Genomic DNA, 20,734 nt, shown 5'->3' on the forward strand with positions numbered 1-20,734 from the left:
CACCCCCCTACTTAAAGGGTATGCACTGCCTCTTTAAAAATGCGTCCCCGCTCCTCGTAAGAAGCAAACATGTCCCAACTGGCGCAAGCAGGCGACAGCAGGACGATATCCCCCGGCTTCGCCAGACCGGCAGCCTGGAGGGTCGCGGTACGCAGCGTCTCGGCAGCACTGTCTCCAGTATCGACAAGCAAAGCGTCCGATAATCCAGCCAGCTCGGCGACGCGGGCTATTTTCTCCCTCGTCTCTCCCAGCGCCACAACAGCTTTAACCTTGTCCCGAAATACGGGAACCAGCTCCATGTAATCGGAGCCGCGGTCCAGCCCTCCAGCGATGAGCACAATCGGCGCCTCCAGCGCCTCGATAGCCATCGTCGTCGCCTTGGAGTTCGTCGCTTTCGAGTTGTTATAGTAAGTCACACCCTCTTTAACGGCAACGTACTCCAGCCGGTGCTCCACGCCACGGAATGCGCACAGCGGCTCAACAAGCTGCTCAGGGCTTGCTCCTGCTGCAAGGCATGCGGCAATCGCAGCCAGAGCATTCTCTGTGTTGAAGCGTCCCGGCAAGCCGATCTCGTCCACTCGAATAATCTCCATGACCGCACCCTCTGCATTCCTGTAAACGACCGTTCTTGGCTGGGAGTCCGAATTTTGCGGCAAATACGGAGGTTCGACATAAATTCCCTCGGCCTTTAGCCGCTCCGTCATCGAAAACGGAAAAAGCTTCGCCCGGATATAAGGGACTAGCTCCCGGCAGACTGGATCATCCCAATTGATTACGGCGGTGTCCGCTTCCGTCTGATTGGCGAACAGCTTCGCTTTCGAGGACACATAGTCCTCCATCGTTCCGTGATAGTCCAAATGGGTCTCGGCGACATTAAGCAGCACCCCAATTGCAGGGCGAAACTGCTGCGTCCCTTTAAGCTGGAAGCTGCTCAGTTCTACAACCATCCAGTTGTCCGCGCGGGCTGCCTCGGCTGCTTCGCAGAGGGGCGTTCCGATGTTGCCGGCGACGATCGGATTAAGGCCCGCGTTCTGCAGCATGCTGCCAATCCAGGTCGTCGTCGTCGTCTTGCCGTTTGAGCCCGTTATGCCGATCATTGGCGCAGCGCATAAGCGATAGGCAACTTCGACTTCGGTCACGACATCAATCCCCAGCTCAAGCGCTTTAACGACAGGCGGCGCACTGTAAGGAATGCCTGGATTTTTTACGACCAGCTCGATTCCCTGATGTATCAGATCGTCCGGGTGCCCCCCGCATAGAACAGAAATTCCCAAAGCCTCTAATTCAGAAGCTTCGGGACATTGGTCTCTGTCCTTTTTATCGTTAACGGTTACGATCGTCCCTTGGCGATGCAGGGTTTTGGCAACTTGAACACCGCTTCTTGCCAGGCCCAGGACGACAACCTGCCGTCCCCGGTATTGTTCTGGATGCTTCATCATATTACAACCCCTTGTTTAAATAAAGTCCAACCCCGGCCAGCAGCAAGCCAACGGCCCAAAAAGTAACGACGACCCGCCATTCCGACCAGCCCGACAGTTCGAAATGGTGGTGAATCGGACTCATCTTGAATATTCGTTTGCCGCGAGTCTTGAAAGAAATAACCTGCAGTACGACGGACAGCATTTCAATGACGAAAACCCCGCCAATTACAAGAAACAAAAGCTCGCTCTTCGTAATAATGGCAATGGCTGCAATCGCGCCTCCGATGCCAAGCGATCCGGTATCTCCCATGAACACTTTTGCCGGATGGGCATTGAACACGAGAAAACCCAGCACCGCACCGATCATTGCTGCCGCACAAACCGCAGCCGGTATCGACGTAGCCTGCATCGCGATGACGGCATATGCCCCGAGAGCGATGGCGCTCACGCCGGACAGCAATCCATCCAGTCCGTCAGTAAAATTCACCGCATTACTGATAGCAAGCATCATGAGGATAATAAATGGATAGTAGAACCACGCCCCCCAGTCAAAGGCTATCGACGTCCCCGGAATGCCCAGCGCGGTGCTGTGTCCTTCGGAAATCAGCAGGGCGCAGACGATGCCGGCGAACAGCAGCTGTCCGAACAATTTCTGTCTGGGTGTCAGTCCCAAAGAACGTTTAAATACGATCTTGATATAGTCGTCCAGAAAACCGACTAGTCCGAAGCCAAGCGTCGCCACGAGCAGCACATAAAAATCCGTATTGATCACCGAGAATTTCAGAAATGCCAGCGTGAAGGCCAATATAATGACGATACCGCCCATCGTTGGCGTCCCTGCCTTCTTCTGGTGGCTCTGCGGTCCTTCGTTTCGAATCTGCTGTCCGAACTTCATCCGCCGCAAAATCGGAATAAGAAGCGGAGCCGAAATGACGGCCAGTATAAAGGATACTCCTATCGTTAACAATATAAGTCCAAAATCCATGGGATCACCCCCTTATTAGCCGGTATTTATTGAGGAAGCTCGCTATTTTTGACGGCCTCCACGACTTCTTCAAGCTTCATGCCCCGAGACGCCTTGACGAGCACGATATCCTCAGGATGCAGGATCGCCAGAAGCCCTTCTATAAGTTCAACTTTATCAGTATATGCGTGAATGCTCCTTTGGTCCAATTGCCCTGCGGCGCCTGCCGCGATCTTCGCGCCTAGAATTCCATAAGTGAACAGCTGGTCCACTTTACCGCCTTTCATAAAGGCACCGACCTCCCGGTGCAAAGCGTCCTCGGCGTCCCCAAGCTCCAGCATATCGCCCAAAACAGCAATTTTGCGTCTATACCCCTTCATGTTCTCAAGCACGCCGATCGCCGCCTTCATGGCCGTGGGACTTGCGTTATACGCGTCGTTCAATATCGTGATACCACTGCGCCCCTTCACGATCTCGATCCGCATGCCCGTCAGCTTGATTTGGGTCAGCCCTTCCTTGATCGCGGCCTCTGTAACCTCGAAATATCGGGCGACAGCGATGGCCGCAAGACAATTGACGACGTTGTGCTGGCCGAGCAGCGGCAAATGAAGCGGTTCGTTGCTTCCGGCGCTGGACGTGAACACCGTCCCGTCATCCAGGAACATCAAGCCGACAGGATAATCATCATTATGCGGCAGCAGACCGAAGGTTACCGTATCGAAATGATCCGGTTTGAGCGTCGCCGGTTCCGACAGAACCTCTTGAATCAGCGGCTCGTCACCGTCATAGACGAACGTTCCCCCGGGCCTGAGCCCTGCCAATATTTCCAGTTTGGCCCGGGCAATTTCCAGCCTGGACCCCAGCTGCAGCAAATGCGCTTCACCAATATTGGTGATGACCGCTACTTCCGGCTCGGCCAGCTTGGAGAGCAGCTCGATTTCATGGCGCCCGCTCATCCCCATCTCCAGAACGGCAATTTCCGTATCTTCCGGCATGGCAAGGATCGTTAACGGCAGGCCGATATGATTGTTGAAGTTCCCTTGCGTTTTATGCACTTTGTACGTCGTAGACAGCAAAGAGAAAACGATATCCTTAGTCGTCGTCTTGCCGTTGCTTCCGGTAATTCCAACTACCCTGGCTTTGCTCTGCTTGAGGTAGTTTTGCGCCAGCCGCTGAAGAGCCGCCAGAGTATCATCTACGATCACAGCCGGCCCAGGAGGCGAGCCTTTGGCTTTGTCCCATAATATAGCCGCTGCACCTGCTGCGAGGCAATCTCCGGCAAAATCATGGCCGTCAAATTTCTCGCCCACCAGCGGTATGAACAGACAACCCTCTATAATACTGCGAGAGTCTGTCGTTATCCCTTGTATCATTAATTCGGCATCCTCCAGGCTGCGGAGTTCACCGCCGCACATCGCCGCTACTTCTCTCAATGTTCTCTTGATCACTTGTTTAAGCCCCTTATCGCTTCTTTGGCAACGATCCGATCGTCGAAGTCATGCACTTCCGTGCCGATCAGTTGATAGGTCTCATGACCTTTCCCCGCAATCAATACTACATCTTCATTGCTTGCCATTTCAATAGCCTTCCGGATCGCCTCCCGCCGGTCGACAACCAGCTCATAGCGCTTCTGGTCGACACCGTCCTCCACAAGCCCGAACGCAATGTCATTCAAGATCGCCACAGGATCCTCCGTACGCGGATTATCAGATGTAACGATGACATGCTGCGCATATCGGGCAGCTATTTTCCCCATGACGGGCCGTTTCGTCCGGTCGCGGTCCCCGCCGCAGCCAAATACGCAGATAACCCGTCCTTGGGCAAACTCCCCTACCGTGCGCAGCACGTTTTCGAGCCCGTCGGGCGTATGGGCATAATCGACAATGACCGCAAACGGCTGCCCTTCATCCACAGCCTCAACCCGGCCGTCCACCCCTTTTACAGCCTCCAGGCTCTCTTTGATACGATTCAGCGGAACACCCTCAAGCAAAGCAGCGGCTATCGCTGCCAGAGCATTGTACACATTAAATTTGCCCACCATCCGAAGCGTAATATCGGTGCTGCCCTGAAACGTATCAACATGGAATGTAGTCCCCCGAGCCGTAATGGCGATGTCCGATGCCCGGATATCGGCCGCATGCTCAACGCCGTAAGTAATGACCTCGGCCGCCGTTTGCTGTGCGAAATAAACGGAAGCCGGGTCGTCTGCATTTATCACAGCATAGCTGCGCAGATCAGGATCTTCCTCATAGATATTTCCAAGCCGTGAGAAGAACAGTCCTTTGGCGGCGCGATATTCTTCCATCGTATGATGGTAATCCAAATGATCCTGCGTCAAATTCGTAAATATGGCGGTACGGAAACGCGTGCCTTTGACCCTTCCCTGTTCAAGCGCATGTGAGGATACCTCCATAACGCAATAATCTACATCGCTTTGCACCATTTCAGCTAAATAACGCTGCAGATCCAATGACTCCGGCGTCGTTCCCGGCATCGGGAAGGTTTGCCCCCCGTATTTCCGTTCAATCGTGCCAATCAGCCCCGTATTGCTGCCCTGATCCGCAAGAATACGTTCAATGAGATAAGTCGTTGTCGTCTTACCGTTCGTCCCGGTCACACCGATAACTTTTAGGCGCGAGCTCGGCGTCCGGTAGAATACATTGCTTAATATCGCCATCGCCAGTCTGCTGTCCTTCACCTGCAGCTGAGGCAGATCGACATGCTCCAAATACCGCTCTACAACCAGCGCAACAGCTCCCCGCCGAGCGGCTTCCGGGGCAAAATCATGCCCATCCACCGTATGACCCGGCAGGCAGACGAACAGGTCGCCAGCGTTCACTTGCCGGGAATCGATGGCGATACCCGCGCACGCCGTCTCTTTATTACCATGTATTCTCGATGCTATTAAATATGTAGCCAGCTCTGTCAGCAGCATGTAAGACCCCTCCGTCAAATTGTTGCGTTCCTTTTCAATGCACTCACTTATATTATCACCAAGAGCATGGTTTTTCAGGAATATTATTCACTATGGTCATGCTCGATACCAGCCTCGGATTCTTGGCCCATGTAAATCCGGATGGTTGAACCGCTCTCCACCCGCGTTCCCGGCTTCGGCGCCTGATTAATGACGATATTGCCAACCCCTGATTTAGCCAAGGAGAAGTTCATGTTCAAGTCCTCGTAGATTTCCTGTACGCTATGCCCGATCAAATCGGGAACAGTTACGATTTTCGTTTCTCCGTATTTGTACTTCTTTGTCATCTGATCCTTACGGGGAGGGACTTCCATGTACTCCAAGGCATCGGTCAATATATTGCGGACGATGGGCGCAGCGACAACGCCCCCGAATTGAATGCCTTGAGGATTGTCGACTGCGGTGTATACAACGATTTTCGGATCGTCTGCAGGGGCAAAGCCGATAAACGAAACGATATGCTCGCTTGTCGAATAACGGCCATTCACCACCTTCTGGGCCGTTCCCGTCTTGCCGCCGACTCGGTAGCCGTCGATAAAAGCGTTGCCCCCTGTGCCGTTCGCGACGACGCTCTCCAGTGCGCTCCTTACTTGCTTTGAAGTCGCCTCGGAAATGACCTGCCGGACAACAGTCGGCTCTACCTCGTCGACAATCTGGCCGGTGTCGGGATTGGTCCATGATTTCGTCACATGGGGCTTATATAGCTTGCCGCCGTTAATGGCCGCCGACACCGCTGTAATCTGCTGGATCGGCGTAACCGAGACCCCTTGCCCGAATGATGTCGTCGCCAGCTCTACGGGACCTACCTGAGAAAGCTTGAACAAAATGCCGTTCTCTTCCCCGCTCAAGTCGATCCCCGTTTTGCTGCCAAAGCCGAAATCCTTAATGTACTTGAACAGAGTCTCTTTGCCGAGCCGCTGTCCAAGCGTTACAAATCCCGGGTTGCAGGAATTTTCCACGACCTGCAGGAAGGTCTGGCTTCCATGACCGCCCCTTTTCCAGCAGCGAAGCGAGGCGCCGGCTACTTTAATAAAGCCTGGATCAAAGAAACCTTCGTTAAGATTGACTTTCTTCTCCTCCAAAGCCGCTGCCAGGGTAATGATCTTAAATGTTGACCCCGGCTCATAAGTCATCCAGATCGGCAGGTTGCGGTTGTACACCTCGGCGGTGTATTCCTGATAATTTCCCGGGTCATATCCCGGGCGAGAGGCCATAGCCAGTATTTCTCCGCTATTGGGATCCATCGCGATAGAAATCGCCGAATTCGCCTGCAACCTGGCCATCGCCTGATCGAGCTCCCGTTCCATGATGCTCTGAATCGTCTTATCGATCGTAAGCTGCAAATTAAGCCCATCCTTCGGCTCAACGTATTTCTCAGACGAGCCCGGCATCAGCCTGCCGCCCGCGTCGGACAAATACGAGATACTGCCGCTCATCCCGTTCAGCTGGCTGTCGTATTTCTGCTCGACACCGGTCAGTCCTTGATTGTAGCTGCCGGTAAAACCAAGAATGTGGGCAGCCAGCCCTCCATAAGGATAATACCTTTTGTTATCCTCAGCAACAACAATACCCGGGAGAGCCAAATCACGAATTTGCTGTCCTTTATCCATCGTAATTTTGCGTCCGCCGGGCTGCAGCCTGACTATCGATTGTCGCTTCGTGATCGTTTTGAGAATCTGTTCTTCACTCATCCCGAGCAGCGGCGCCAAGCTGCGCGCAGTAGCCTTCGGGTCCTTGATTTGCACCGGAATCGCCATGACCGTTGGCGTAGTTATATTATAGGCGAGCGTAACCCCGTTGCGATCGCTGATTTCCCCCCGTTTAGCCGAGAAAGGGATATTGCGCCGCCAGGAGTCCTCCGCTTTAGCCGACAACTCCGCTCCTTGTCCTAGCTGTACGTAAGCGAGCCTGATAACCAGGGCCGCAAATAGCATAACCAGCAGCAGCAGCAGAAGCAGCAGTCTTCGCCTGATGGTAATCTTGGATACTTTCATAGTTTGCCCCCCTGTTCGTTCCTTACAAGACATGATCGTACTGCTATCATGACTATTCAGGACAAACAGGGGTTAGAACAAGCTATGGGGATGGCTCGCCAGATTCCCCTGAATCAGTCTCGTTCTTATCATCACCGTCCTCGTTTTGGCCGGAAGCATCCTCTCCCGCGGCCTCCTGGTCACCCTCCTTGCTAAGAGGCTCCAGCACAAGCGTAACCTGCCTTTGGCCTTGAACTTCCGTTACCTGCTGATCAACGACAAACCCTTCGCCTACGGTTCTTACGGCTACCTGGAGCACAGACAACAGCTCCAACGCATCGCGCAAAGATTGCCCCTTCACATTAGGGATGTTCAAATGCTGGCCTTCTTCCGTGAGAATGTACATATGCTGGCCAGGCTTCATATGAGTCCCGGCTTTCGGAAATTGGGAGACCACCTTGCTTCCGTTACCCAGCGTCGCATAGGAAATCCCCTTCCCTGCAAGTAAATCCTTAGCTTCCTGCACACCCAAGCCGCTAAGCTCCGGCGCCTTTGCGCCAGTTGTGGTCACAGAAGAGTTCGCTGCCTTATCGATCTGCTTCGGCACTCCCATATATTGCAGAACCTGGTTCAGTATTTTTTTGACGATCGGCCCTGCAGCCGTACCGCCGCCAAGCTCGGAATTGCTAGGTTCGTCGATCAAGACGAGGATAGCAATCTTGGGATCATCTACAGGGGCGTAACCCACGAAGGAAACGACTTGTTTCGTATAATCATACCCGCCCTTAGCCGCCTTAACCGCGGTTCCCGTCTTGCCTGCTATACGATACCCGTCTATATAAGCATGCCGGCCGGTACCAATCTTTAGATCAGAGACCACCTGCTCTAGATATCCGCTAACTTCCTTCGCCTTCTCCGGTGATATGACTTGGCGGATGACTTTCGGCTGCGTTGTCACGGTCTCCCCCGTATGAGGATCCGTAATGGATTTGACAATATGCGGTTCCATCAATTTGCCGCCATTAGCTACCGCAGCTACCGCGACAAGCTGCTGGACTGGCGTTACGAGCAGCTGGCCGTGTCCGTAAGACATGGCGGCATAGTCTGCCTGGTATACAGGACTAACTAACCCCTTCGCTTCTCCGGGAAGCTCGATGCCTGTCTTTTGGCCGAAGCCGAAATTGTCGACGTACTCTTTTAGCAAATCAGGACCCAGCTTCTCATAGCCAAGTTTGACAAAAGCAACGTTACTGGAGCGCTTGACTCCTTCCAAATACGAGATCGCTCCCCAGCCCGACCGTTTTACGTCGTGAATTGTCTGGCCGGGTACGCGAATGCTGCCGGACATGAAGCTCTCGTTCGGATTGAACATACCTTCCTGCACCGCTCCAGCCAGCGTTACAATCTTGAACGTCGAACCTGGCTCATAGACTGATTTGATCGCATGGTTGTAGAAATTCTTCTGGTCGACGCCCTTCCAATACTCGTTGGGATTATAAGTTGGCATGTTCGCCATGCCCAGAATCTCCATCGTTTTCGGATCAACTGCTACTACCGTCATGCTGATCGGTTTCAGTTCGGCGAAAGCTTCCCTCATCGCCTCTTCGATATAATACTGGATTGTATAGTCAATCGTCAGCTGTAAATCCTTTCCATTCTTTGCCGGCGTGAAAATTTCGCTAGCCTTGGGGATCTCAATTCCACGGCCGTCGCTCTTATATTCAAGCGAACCGTCCTGGCCTCTCAGCTCCTCATCGTAGTATGCTTCGATGCCCGTGCCCTGTACAGCCTCGCCTTCGCGATTGACATAACCGAGCACATGCGCCGCCAGGCTGTTCTTCGGATAATATCGCTTTTGATCCTTAATGAGAATGATGCCTACATCTTCAAGTTCATGCTCTTTCATCAGGTCATCTCTTAATTTCTCAACCTGTTCCTTTACGTCCTGATCGACCTTCCAGCCCTCTCTGCGCACTTCTCTCTGCCTATAGAACTCGCCGTCTTCGTTCTTGGCATTGACGAGTTCGCGCAATTCATCCTCTTTCTTGCCGAGTATGTCGTGAAGCCCCTTCACGATATCTTCCTGGATTCCCGCCTCATGAATCAGTTTGGGATTGATGGCCACGGTGTAAGCAGGAGCATCCACCGCCAGAATATCGCCGTTACGATCGATGATTTTGCCGCGGCTGGCCGGTATTGTCTTCTTCTTGGACCATACCTTTTCCGCATAGTCTTGCCAGAAATCCGCCTCAACGACCTGTATCCAAAACACTTTTCCCATCAATACAGCAAAAAAGAGGGTAATAACTCCCCCTATAAGCAGCGTCCGCAGTTTGATTCTTTTGATCATGGCTAGAACCTCTTTAATTCTTTATTTTCTGGCTACCTTGGCTGCGTCTTCCGAATTCGCAGTTTTGCTGCCGGACTCCGTCGAAATTTGTACGTGAAACCCTTCTTCATTCGACTCCGTATAACCGAGCTTGGCGGCTTCCTGAGGAATTTGCTCCTCTAGCTTTTCTTTCTGAATTGTCAGCTCATTCATCTCGGCATTCAGCTTCTGCATGTCGGTATTCAGGTTATACATTTCGCGTTTCATGTTATACAGATTGGCATTTTGCCACAGCAAACCACCCATCACGGCTACACAGAACATGATAGTGAACATATATAGCAGCTTCTCCCGAACGGGAAGAGCGGCTCTGCGGGTAACAACCTTCGTCGTTTCACGGTAGCGCTGCGACTGATTGCCGCGTTCATGAGCTTTTTCTTTTACTGCCAAATTACCCCGTGTATAGGCCATTTCTCGATTCCTCCGCTACAGATTACAATTTCTCCGCTACGCGCAATTTAGCTGAACGCGCACGGGGATTATCGGCCAATTCTTCCTCGGAAGGAACCATCGGCTTCCGGTTAATCAGTTTGAGTTCACCCTTCCCTCCGCAAACACACATCGGGAAATCCGGAGGGCAAGTACACCTCTCGACAAATTTTGCGAAAATTTGCTTGCAAATCCGGTCTTCCAGCGAATGAAATGTGATGACCGACACTCTGCCGCCCGGCGCTGCGCAACGAATTGCAGCATGCAATCCGTCCTCGAAGGCGCCCAATTCATCGTTAACCGCGATCCGCAATGCCTGGAAACTTCGTTTGGCCGGATGTCCACCAGTACGGCGCGCTGCGGCTGGAATCCCTTCTTTGATGAGTTCAACCAGCTGACCGGTCGTCTCGATCGGATGCTCGGCACGCCTCTCGGCGATGACTCTGGCAATTCGTCTAGAAAATTTCTCTTCACCATACTGATATAAAATACGCGCGATTTCGCTCTCCGGCCATTCATTCACGATTTCTCTTGCGGTCAGGCCGGCCGTCTGATCCATTCTCATGTCCAGCGGGGCGTCCGCATTGTAGCTGAAGCCCCGCTCGCCCTCATCGAATTGAGGTGATGATACGCCCAGATCGAACAAAAAACCGTCAACCTGAGGCACGCCGTCCTTCTTAGGAACCCAGTCGAGCTCCGACAGCTTTTCCTGCAAGTATCGAAAATTGCTTCGCACCAAGGTTAGCTGCTCTCCATAAGAGGATAATTTGGCTTTGGCATTCTCATGCGCCCAATCATCCTGGTCAAAGGCGATCAGCCGGCCTTCCGCTCCAAGCTTGGACAGAATTACCGAGCTGTGCCCTCCGCCTCCCAAGGTACAATCTACATAAATACCATTCGGCTTGATGCGCAGCCCCTCTGTCGCTTCTTCTTTAAGCACTGTGATGTGATGAAACAAGCTGCAGCCCTCCAGACCGTCTACAAATCAAAATTAAAATCAACCAGTTTCTCCGCAATGTCATTGAACGTGTCCTCCGATTGCTGGAAGTATTGCTCCCAGGTGTCACGGCTCCAAATTTCAACCCGATTCGACACGCCAAGTACAACGCAATCCTTCTCAAGCTTAGCGTACTGCCGCAAATTTGCCGGTAAATTTACCCTTCCCTGTTTGTCCCACTCGCATTCTGTCGCTCCCGAGAAAAAAAAGCGGGTGAACGCACGAGCATCAGACTTCATTAAAGGGAGGGCCTTCAGCTTCTGCTCCAGCACTTCCCATTCCTGCATCGGATACACAAAAAGGCATTGGTCCAAACCGCGAGTCACTACGAAAGAGGCTCCGAGGAGATCACGAAATTTAGCCGGTATAATTATCCGGCCTTTGTCATCAATGCTATGTTGGAACTCCCCCATAAACATTGAACCGTCACTCCTTACCTCTTTCCCCCACTTTGCACCACTTTCCACCACTCATGACATTAGTTATTCTGCATTCTAGCGTAAAATCCTCCTACAATGCAAATTATTTTTCGAAGAAAGCGTATATTTTTGCGATTCTTTGAATACTTCCATGTTTTACATAAAATAGTTAGGCATTAAGCACATTGACAAAAGGTCTAAAGTCCTACGAAACTCCATTTCTCGCTCAAATCAAAAAAGACAGCCGGGAAGTATTTTCCCGCCTGTCTTTGTATAATAAATGCAATATTAATGATACATTTTGAGCTTAATGCTCCTGCCAGCTATCCAAATAAGCACGTTGCTCTTCCGTTAGACGGTCTATGCCAAAACCAAGGCTTTCCAGCTTATAGCGGGCAACCTGCTCATCCAGCTCATAAGGCACGTTAACGACAGTTGCGCCGATTTCTTTATAGCGCTCATTGACGTATTTCAAGGACAAGGCTTGCAGAGCAAAGGTCATATCCATAATTTCAGCAGGGTGTCCGTCGCCTGCCGCTAGGTTCACCAGACGGCCTTCGGCCAGAACGTACATTTTGCGTCCATCCTTAAGCTGATATTCCTCGATGTTGCGTCTTACGGTGCGTACGGAAACGGAACGCTCCTCGAGCTCCGGCTTGTTGACCTCAACATCGAAATGCCCTGCGTTGGACAGTATTGCTCCGTCTTTCATTACATCATAGTGCTCGCCGCGAATAACGTCGCGGTTGCCCGTCACCGTTACGAAGAAATCGCCCACTTTGGCAGCTTCAATCATCGGCATAACATGGAACCCGTCCATGTAAGCCTCGACCGCTTTGATCGCGTCGATTTCCGTTACGATAACATTGGCTCCGAGGCCCTTGGCGCGCATGGCGACCCCTTTGCCGCACCAGCCGTAGCCGACAACAACGACCGTTTTGCCTGCAACGACAAGGTTCGTCGTCCGATTAATGCCGTCCCAGACCGATTGGCCTGTTCCATAGCGGTTGTCAAACAAGTATTTGCAGTATGCATCATTAACCGCAACCATCGGGAACTTCAGCTGGCCTTCCTTATCCATCGCTTTGAGTCGCAAAATACCGGTTGTCGTTTCTTCAGCGCCGCCGCGAACGTTCTCCAGCAGGTCGGGACGCTCGGAGTGCAAAATGCTGACCAGGTCGCCTCCGTCGTCAATGATCAGATCAGGCTTGTTCTCCAAAGCGCGGATCATCAGCTCTTTATATTCCTTCGGATCGGGATTATATTTCGCAAACACTGTTACGCCGTCCTCGACAAGCGCCGCGCATACGTCATCCTGCGTGGATAGAGGGTTGCTGCCCGTAATGGTAACCTCAGCTCCGCCCGCTTGCACCACTTTCGCCAGATAAGCAGTTTTGGCCTCCAGGTGCAAAGATATAGCCACCTTTAAACCTTTAAATGGCTGCTCCTGCTCAAATTGCTTGCGGATGCGGCTAAGCACCGGCATATGAGCTTCCACCCAATCGATTTTCAAATGGCCCTCTGGAGCCAGCTTCAAATCCGTAATTACGCTGTTTTGAATCGCTTTTGTTGTCAATGCAGTAACCTCCCAATCATAATCTTTAATCACAATTTCGCTTGCTGAATTGCCTTTACATGTAAATCATTCTATGATGCCCCATCATGTCATACGGAACTTCCATCAGACGGTCAATCCAATCGAACCCGTAGCGATTTAAATAGGCAAAAATATTGAATACCCGCTCCTGTGGCTTGCGCTGTGGAAACAGGGTCAGTTCAATACGGTCAAAATGGCGCAGGCCCGTTTCATTGCTTCTCTCAAGCGCATCCCTAACGCGCGTCTGCATAAAATCCATCTGTTCGATGATTTTGGCTTTATTTGCACCGCCCAGCTTGAGCAGACCTTTTTCTACGCTGCCAAGCTGCCCTATCAACGGATCATACATACCAGCGAAGGCTCTCTTCATATCCTCGAACTGCTCAACCAGCCGGAGCTGATCCTGTCTTGCCAGCCAAGCTGCCTTGATTCTGTCAAATACGGCATGATCCATTACATCTTCCCATGTCAGCCCATATTTGTCCATATGCTTTTGCAGTTTGTCGTCCATAACTGTAAACGACATTCGCGGCAGTAAGATCGGCATCCGCAGCTGCAGCAGCTCAAACGCCTTGCCCGTCAGGGCCCAATATGCAATCTCCCCGTTGCCCAGCACGGAACCGAGCACAGGAAGCAAATAATCCTGCATCACAGGCCGGGTCAGCACATTGTTGCTAAAGCGCTCAGGATGGCTATGAAGCTCGTCGAGCAGTTCATTCGGAGTAAAGGAAACCAAACCTTTTCGGTCAACAAATCGGCCTTCACGCTTAAATAAGAGCAAACGCTCTCCTTCAAAGACGTAGAAAAGATTTGCGCCTCCCTCCGCAACCTCAGCCTGCGGATGGAAGCCTTGAGCGGCAATCTCTTTGGAGGCCGCATGATATGCGGATTCCAGCTCATCGTTGCTCCGGATCATCGCCTCGAACATCGGTGCTTCCAGCCGCCGCAGCGCCGGATCCGCGGAATCCAGCAGGATGAGGCCATACTTTCCGAACCAGGTGCCGAGCAGCCTTGCAAACGCATCAGTCAATGAACCGGATACGGCCAGCGTATCCCTCAATTTCTGCAGCAAATCGGCTTTGAATTCGCTATCCGGGAGCAGCCTCTCTAGCTCTGTAGCGGCATGGTTCCACTCCTCCTCGCTGACCGTAGTATGGCTGACCGGCCCCCTGCGGCCTTCCTCGCGCGGAATGCGGATACGGCTTACCTCAAGACTTGGCGAGAGCACATATGTATGATTCACCTCATCCCAGTCATGATCCTCTCCGGCAATCCAGAATACGGGAACAACATCCCGCCCTAGCAGGGAAGCCGCCCGCTCAGCCGCTTTAATGATCGTTGCGGCTTTGTATATGACAAGCAAGGGCCCCGTGAACAAGCCGCTTTGCTGTCCTCCAGCAATAACGACAGTTCCCGGCTGCTCCAGCCTGCTCAACGAACTCATCACGGCTGCCTCCGGATTAAGCCGTTCATTATATTCGCGCAGCCGGCTGACAAGTTCCTTTCGCCCGGCCCGTAAATGTTCCGTCTGATCCAGCCACTGTAGTCTAGCCGTCCAGCTTCGCTCGTTTGCCGGATATCCTCCGCCGTACAAATGCTCTACTGCCTCATAGTCCGACAAGTAGGACTCTGCCAGCGGTTGACCGGATTGTAAAGGCTCTTGAACAACGTTCATCAGGTTCATATCCTCCTGTTCCTTATCGAAAACCTCCATTCGATTGTACCGAATGTACTCCTTTCCCGTCAAAGCCAATCTATGTTTAAATAAATAAGCTCTCCCAGGCGGCGAACGCGGCGCTGAGAGAGCTCATCGGTTTTTGTTATTTTTTCGGCATCGATACCCAGTGTCCTTTGGTTACCTCAACCAGCTCGGAATTTTCCAGATCAAAGGCACCGCCGCCGGAACCGCCTTTGGCCGAATGGATTGGACCATTGGCATCGTCCTCCAGCAAAATGCGCTTTTTATTAGCCTCAATTTCCGGATCAGGGATCGGGATCGCGGACAACAGCGTCTTCGTATACGGATGCATTGGATTAGCATACAATTCTTCGCTCTCTGCAAGCTCCACAATGCGGCCAAGGTACATCACCGCTACCCTGTCGCTAATATGCTTGACCATGGACAGGTCATGCGCGATGAACAGGTATGTTAATCCCAGACGATCCTGCAAATCCTTGAGCAGGTTGACGACCTGAGCCTGAATCGATACGTCCAGCGCGGAAATCGGCTCGTCGCAAATGATGAATTTCGGATTGACGGCAAGCGCGCGGGCAATTCCGATCCGCTGGCGCTGACCGCCGGAAAATTCATGCGGATAACGCGTCGCGTGATCCGGGTTGAGACCAACCATATCAAGCAGCTCCTCGACCCGTCTCTTCCGCTCCGCCCGGCTGCCGGCCATATTGTGGATGTCCAGCGCCTCCCCGATAATATCGGTAACGGTAAATCTTGGATTCAGCGATGCGTACGGATCCTGGAATATCATCTGCATATCGCGGCGCATCGCCTTCATTTTCTTCGGAGGGAGCTTGCTGATGTCTACTCCGTTGAACTTAACACTGCCTCCAGTTGGCTCGTATAAACGGAGGATGGTCCGTCCTGCCGTCGATTTGCCGCAGCCGGACTCGCCAACCAGTCCTAGCGTTTCCCCTTCCGCAATGGAAAAGCTGATATCGTTAACAGCCTTGAGTACGTTGCCGCCGCCAACATTAAAATACTTCTTGAGGCCTTCGACCTCGATTAGATTTTTATTCAAGACGACTGCGCCTCCTTCGCCATCGGATGCAGGTCCCAGCACCGTGCAGTATGCGTGTCGCTAAACACGGTCGCTTCTGGATCGATCCGTTCACAAATCTTCATCGCCTGATCGCAGCGGGCTGCAAACGGGCAGCCTAGCGGCGGCTTAATCAAATCGGGCGGAGTGCCGATAATCGGAATAAGCGGCTCGCTTTTCTTCTGGTCGAGGCGCGGCATGGAACGAAGCAGTCCCTTGGTGTAGGGATGCTGAGGATTTTTGAAAATCTCCCATTTGGTCCCGGTTTCCACCACTTCCCCGGCATACATAACGATTACGCGATCGCACATGCCTGCTACGACGCCGAGGTCGTGTGTAATCAGAATGATTGATGTTCCAAGACGCTGCTGCATGTCCTTCATAACATCCATAATTTGCGCTTGTATCGTCACGTCTAGGGCGGTCGTCGGCTCATCGGCAATCAGCAGGGCTGGCCGGCAAGCGAGCGCAATCGCGATCATCGCGCGTTGACGCATCCCTCCGGAAAATTCATGAGGATATTGATTAAAGCGGGCTTCCGCGTTTTTGATTCCTACAAGCTTCAGCATTTCAATCGCTTGGTCCTTAGCTTCAGCCGCTGACATATTCTGATGTTTGATTAACACTTCAGTAATTTGCTTGCCGACTTTAATCGTCGGATTCAAAGAGGTCATCGGGTCCTGAAAGATCATGCCTATGTCTTTACCGCGAATAGCTTCCATTTCCTTATTGCTTTTCTTGAGCAAATTCTGTCCTTGGAACAGGATCTCGCCTTGCTTAATGATCGATGGAGGGGACGGGATCAGGCGCATGACTGTCTGAGCCGTGACGCTCTTACCACTGCCCGATTCGCCGACGATAGCAACCGTTTCCCCTTTTCCTATTTCAAAGTTCATGCCACGAACGGCTTTTACTTCTCCGCCTTTAACCTGGAAGGATACATGCAAATCCTTAACTTGTAAAATCGGTTCCATCATTCCACCTCCTATTTCTTCAGTTTAGGGTCCAGCGCGTCGCGAAGACCGTCGCCGAATATGTTAAACGACAGCATGGTTAAGCTGATTAGAATGGCTGGGAACAGCATCCGCCAAGGGTAGTACAGCCAGCCGGTAAGCGCGTCACTGATCATTGAACCGAGAGATGCGATTGGCGCTTGCACGCCAAGTCCAAGGAAGCTAAGAAACGCTTCGGCGAAAATGGCATTCGGAACAGATAGAGTCACAGTAACAATAATCGGTCCTACAGCGTTCGGGAGCAAGTGACGGAATAGCAGGCGTCCCGATCCTGCGCCCATAGAACGGGAAGCAAGTACAAATTCGCGGCTTTTGAGCTGCATAATTTCACCGCGTACAATCCAGGACATATTGATCCATCCGGTAATCGTCAGAGCCAAAATAATCGTGCCCAGACTCGGCTCCATAACGACAAGAAGGAGAATGGTTACCAGAAGGTAAGGGATGGAATACAAAATCTCCGAAAACTTATTCATGATTTCATCCACACGGCCACCAAAATAACCCATGATACCGCCGTAAATAACGCCAATCAGCAAGTCGATACAAGCAGCGGCCAAACCTACGACCAGGGAAATTCTCGCCCCCATCCAGGTACGAACGAACATGTCGCGCCCGAGGTCATCGGTTCCGAACCAATGCTCCGCAGACGGCGGCGAATTAGTATTCAGATAATCATTAGAATAATAGTTATATTCTGAAATCCATGGTCCAACAATAGCCGCTAGAGTGATTAACAGCAGCATGAGCAAGGCTCCCATCGCCAGCTTGTTGCTGCGCAAGCGATACCATGCATCTTTCCAAGCTGAAATACTTTCACGCTGAATGACTTCCGCTTCCTTCTCGTCCGTGCCGATTTTACGGAAATCTTCCGGCTTCAGGTCAGCAGGGGCCGGCATTACTTTCATCGGTTTTAAATCCATCCGTTACCCCTCCTTTCCTTTGTTTAGTTTAATTCGGGGATCTACGAACATATATGCAATATCCGTAACAAACCGGGCCAGCATCAGTAGGATACCGTAGAAAATCGTAATGCCCATGATAACCGGATAATCGCGGACGCTTATCGCCTCAACGAACTGCTTACCAATACCGCCGATTCCGAAAATCTGCTCGATGACGACGGAACCGGTGACGATATTCGCAGTCATTGGCCCTAAATAAGTAATAACCGGCATAATACCATTTCGAATAACGTGGCGGAACAAAATGGCCATCCAGCCGAGGCCCTTAGCTTTAGCCGTCTTGATATAATCAGCATGCAGCACCTCGAGCATGCTTGAACGGGTCAATCTCGCAATGAACGCGATCGGCTGAGCTGTCAAAGCGGCAACCGGCAAAATATAGTACATCGGCCCATTAAAGCCCATCGTCGGCAGTAATTGAAGTTTTGAAGAAAAGACGTATTGAAGCAAAGTTGCAACAACAAAGCTGGGAACAGCAATGCCAAGCACCGCTAACACCATCGCCACGTTATCGATCAGCTTGCGATGATACAGCGCTGCCAGCATTCCGAGCAGTACGCCCACAATAACCGCTACGATGATGGCAACCAACCCGAGCTTCAATGAAGTCGAAAACGTCTGCCCAATGATGTCGGAGACATCCTGGTTGATCTTCTTCATCGAAATTCCGAAGTCCCCTTGGACGATATTCCCCAAATATTTTAAATATTGCTCATAAACGGGCCTATCCAAACCTAATTGTTCATACAGGCGCTCCTTAATCGCAGGCGGAACCTGTTTTTCCGAGGTTAGTGGATCCCCTGGAATTGCTTGCATCAGAAAGAAGGTGGCCGAGATTAGAATGAACAATGAAACCAACATGTAGAAAAACTTATTGGCAATATAACGAACCATGCCCGTTAGCACCCCCTTTGATAAATTTCGACATAAATCGATTTTAGGATAATTCATTCACAATGTCTATTCAATATAATTGCCATAAGTACGCAATGCTTGGAAGTTTCCTGACCGCATACAAAAAAACGGGATATATATGGAATACCCACATATATATCCCGGTGCAGCTATTCAAAATTACTTACGCGCGTCGGTAATGTAAGCGCGAGTATAGTCGATCGCACCGCTGAAATCGAGCGATACGCCTTTAAGCCATGGTTTTTCCACCGCTACGTTTGTATAGTAGTAGATTGGCATAATTGCCATATTGTCCTTAACAAGGATTTCCTCAGCTTTTTTGAAGTTTTCGTTACGTTTTGTGTTATCTTCGATAGCCTTAGCTTCAGCGATCAGCTTGTCGAATTCTTCATTCTTAAAGCCGATATCGTTATTACCGCTGTTGGAAGTCCACAGGTCGATAAATGTCATCGGATCGTTATAGTCCGCGCTCCAACCAGCACGTGCCACTTGATAGTTCAAGTTTTTGCGGTTTTCGATAAATACGGCCCACTCTTGGTTTTCCGTTTTCACGTCAACGCCAAGGTTTTTCTTCCACATATCAGCTACGGCAAGAGCAATTTTCTTATGCGCTTCACTGGAGTTGTAAGTCAACGTGATATCAGGCAATTTCGTGTAGCCTTCTTCTTGCATACCTTCTTCAAGGAGTTTCTTGGCTTCTTCTACATTCTCGGTGAAGTAATCGTCTTTAACCTCAGTACGATATTCATCGTTCACCCCTGCGATACCTGGAGGAATGAAGCCGAATGCCGGAATTTGACCGCCAAGCGTTACTTTGTCGACGATAATTTGACGATCGATCGCCATGGCGAATGCTTTACGGATTTTAGCGTTGTCAAACGGTTTAGCTGTAACGTTAAACTGGTAGTAATACGTACTTGCAATACCTTTTACTTTATATTCATCTTTCAATTCTTTTTGAACAATCGGAATTTGGTCGGTAGGAATTTCCCCGTTCGGATGTCCTGCACGATCCAATTCATTGTTTCTGTAACTGGTGATTTCAGTTGCTCCACTATTTACAAGGGACATCGTAATTTTGTTCAGCTTGATGTCGTCTTTGTCCCAATAATTTTCATTTTTAGTAACTTCGATCGTTTGCCCTTTTATCCAAGTCGTCAAAGTAAACGGACCATTTACGATCATTTTGCTTGCGTCTACTGCCCATTTCGCATCATCTTTAACAGATTGGTGGACAGGGTAGAAAGTATAGAAAGAAGTCAGACCAAGGAAGTATGGCGTCGGTGCATCCAGTTCAACTTCCAATGTGTAGTCATCAGTTGCCTTTACACCAACTTGGCTGAAATCTGTAATTTTGCCTTCATTGTAAGCTTGAGCATTTTTCAGGTAGTACAATTGGTAAGCATAAGGTGCAGCCGGCTTTGTGTTCGGGCTAAGTACGCGCTCCCATGCGAACACGAAGTCATTAGCCGTTACAGGGTCGCCGTTGCTCCATTTTGCGTCTTTGCGCAGGTGGAACGTATATTTCGTACCGTCCACATCCCATTTTTCCGCCGCAGCAGGAACAGGTTGCCCGTGCTCATCCATACGAGCCAGACCTTCGTACATTGTTTTGAGGACAGTGTTAGCTTGGCTATCTTGCGCTTGGGCAGGGTCGAATGTTGGAGGCTCAGCGCTCAGATTAACTCTAAGCGTTTGATCCGCTGCCAATTTTTCCTCACCGCTGCTTGCATTCTCGGCAGGTGTATTGTTCTTGCCGCCATTAGAGGCGCCTTTGTCATTGGAACCGCAAGCAGCGAGCAATGTGCTGAGTGCCAAAACCAATGTCAAAAGAAGCAAGAGACTCTTATTCTTCTTCATCTAGCAATATCCCCCTTAAAATTTGTGGTATATGTTTTTAGATT

16 protein-coding genes are annotated in these 20,734 nt (G+C 51.0%); all 16 read right to left on the minus strand.

The features are described 5' to 3' along the window. Positions 1-11: 11 nt before the first annotated feature. Positions 12-1,436 (minus strand): UDP-N-acetylmuramoyl-L-alanine--D-glutamate ligase, encoded by a 1,425-nt coding sequence (gene murD, locus MKX50_RS16650; protein ID WP_339160161.1) that lies wholly within the window; start codon positions 1,434-1,436, stop codon positions 12-14. 4 nt (positions 1,437-1,440) lie between these two features. Then, positions 1,441-2,406 (minus strand): phospho-N-acetylmuramoyl-pentapeptide-transferase, encoded by a 966-nt coding sequence (mraY, locus tag MKX50_RS16655; protein WP_155610396.1) that lies wholly within the window; start codon positions 2,404-2,406, stop codon positions 1,441-1,443. A gap of 26 nt (positions 2,407-2,432) precedes the next feature. After that, entirely contained in the window at positions 2,433-3,830 is a 1,398-nt protein-coding gene (murF, locus tag MKX50_RS16660) for a UDP-N-acetylmuramoyl-tripeptide--D-alanyl-D-alanine ligase (protein WP_339160164.1), read from the minus strand. Beyond that, on the minus strand, positions 3,830-5,320 hold the full coding sequence (locus MKX50_RS16665; RefSeq protein ID WP_283925184.1) for a UDP-N-acetylmuramoyl-L-alanyl-D-glutamate--2,6-diaminopimelate ligase: 1,491 nt from the start codon (positions 5,318-5,320) through the stop codon (positions 3,830-3,832). The genes murF and MKX50_RS16665 overlap by 1 nt, the downstream gene beginning before the upstream one ends. Before the next feature lie 83 nt (positions 5,321-5,403). Further along, a complete protein-coding gene (locus tag MKX50_RS16670; protein WP_213590241.1) occupies positions 5,404-7,353 on the minus strand; it encodes a stage V sporulation protein D in 1,950 nt (649 codons plus the stop codon). Positions 7,354-7,435: 82 nt separating this feature from the next. Then, complete coding sequence (locus MKX50_RS16675) at positions 7,436-9,682, minus strand: penicillin-binding transpeptidase domain-containing protein (RefSeq protein WP_213590240.1); 2,247 nt, start codon at positions 9,680-9,682, stop codon at positions 7,436-7,438. A 21-nt stretch (positions 9,683-9,703) separates the two neighbouring features. Beyond that, complete coding sequence (locus MKX50_RS16680; protein ID WP_155610400.1) at positions 9,704-10,132, minus strand: hypothetical protein; 429 nt, start codon at positions 10,130-10,132, stop codon at positions 9,704-9,706. Positions 10,133-10,154: 22 nt separating this feature from the next. Beyond that, positions 10,155-11,108, minus strand: coding sequence for a 16S rRNA (cytosine(1402)-N(4))-methyltransferase RsmH (gene rsmH, locus MKX50_RS16685; RefSeq protein ID WP_213590239.1), 954 nt, complete (start codon positions 11,106-11,108; stop codon positions 10,155-10,157). A 20-nt stretch (positions 11,109-11,128) separates the two neighbouring features. Next, the gene (gene mraZ / locus MKX50_RS16690; protein WP_155610402.1) at positions 11,129-11,566 is read right to left on the minus strand and encodes a division/cell wall cluster transcriptional repressor MraZ; all 438 of its coding nucleotides are present in this window, start codon (positions 11,564-11,566) and stop codon (positions 11,129-11,131) included. A gap of 307 nt (positions 11,567-11,873) precedes the next feature. Then, a complete protein-coding gene (locus MKX50_RS16695) occupies positions 11,874-13,142 on the minus strand; it encodes an adenosylhomocysteinase (protein WP_213590238.1) in 1,269 nt (422 codons plus the stop codon). 55 nt (positions 13,143-13,197) lie between these two features. Then, positions 13,198-14,838, minus strand: coding sequence for a bacillithiol biosynthesis cysteine-adding enzyme BshC (gene bshC / locus MKX50_RS16700; RefSeq protein ID WP_339160166.1), 1,641 nt, complete (start codon positions 14,836-14,838; stop codon positions 13,198-13,200). 145 nt (positions 14,839-14,983) lie between these two features. After that, positions 14,984-15,919 (minus strand): ATP-binding cassette domain-containing protein, encoded by a 936-nt coding sequence (locus tag MKX50_RS16705; RefSeq protein WP_196427110.1) that lies wholly within the window; start codon positions 15,917-15,919, stop codon positions 14,984-14,986. Continuing rightward, positions 15,916-16,911 (minus strand): ABC transporter ATP-binding protein, encoded by a 996-nt coding sequence (locus MKX50_RS16710; protein WP_213590235.1) that lies wholly within the window; start codon positions 16,909-16,911, stop codon positions 15,916-15,918. The genes MKX50_RS16705 and MKX50_RS16710 overlap by 4 nt, the downstream gene beginning before the upstream one ends. An 11-nt stretch (positions 16,912-16,922) precedes the next feature. Further along, positions 16,923-17,873 carry an ABC transporter permease gene (locus tag MKX50_RS16715; protein ID WP_280530403.1) on the minus strand — a complete coding sequence of 317 codons (951 nt, stop codon included), beginning with the start codon at positions 17,871-17,873 and terminating at the stop codon, positions 16,923-16,925. 3 nt (positions 17,874-17,876) lie between these two features. Next, positions 17,877-18,809, minus strand: a complete 933-nt coding sequence (locus tag MKX50_RS16720) for an ABC transporter permease (RefSeq protein WP_155610406.1) — start codon at positions 18,807-18,809, stop codon at positions 17,877-17,879. A gap of 180 nt (positions 18,810-18,989) precedes the next feature. Beyond that, entirely contained in the window at positions 18,990-20,690 is a 1,701-nt protein-coding gene (locus MKX50_RS16725) for a peptide ABC transporter substrate-binding protein (protein ID WP_213590234.1), read from the minus strand. Between the last annotated feature and the right edge of the window lie 44 nt (positions 20,691-20,734).

This window comes from Paenibacillus sp. FSL W8-0186, from assembly GCF_037969765.1.
In the GTDB taxonomy this organism is placed as follows: Bacteria; Bacillota; Bacilli; order Paenibacillales; family Paenibacillaceae; genus Fontibacillus; species Fontibacillus woosongensis.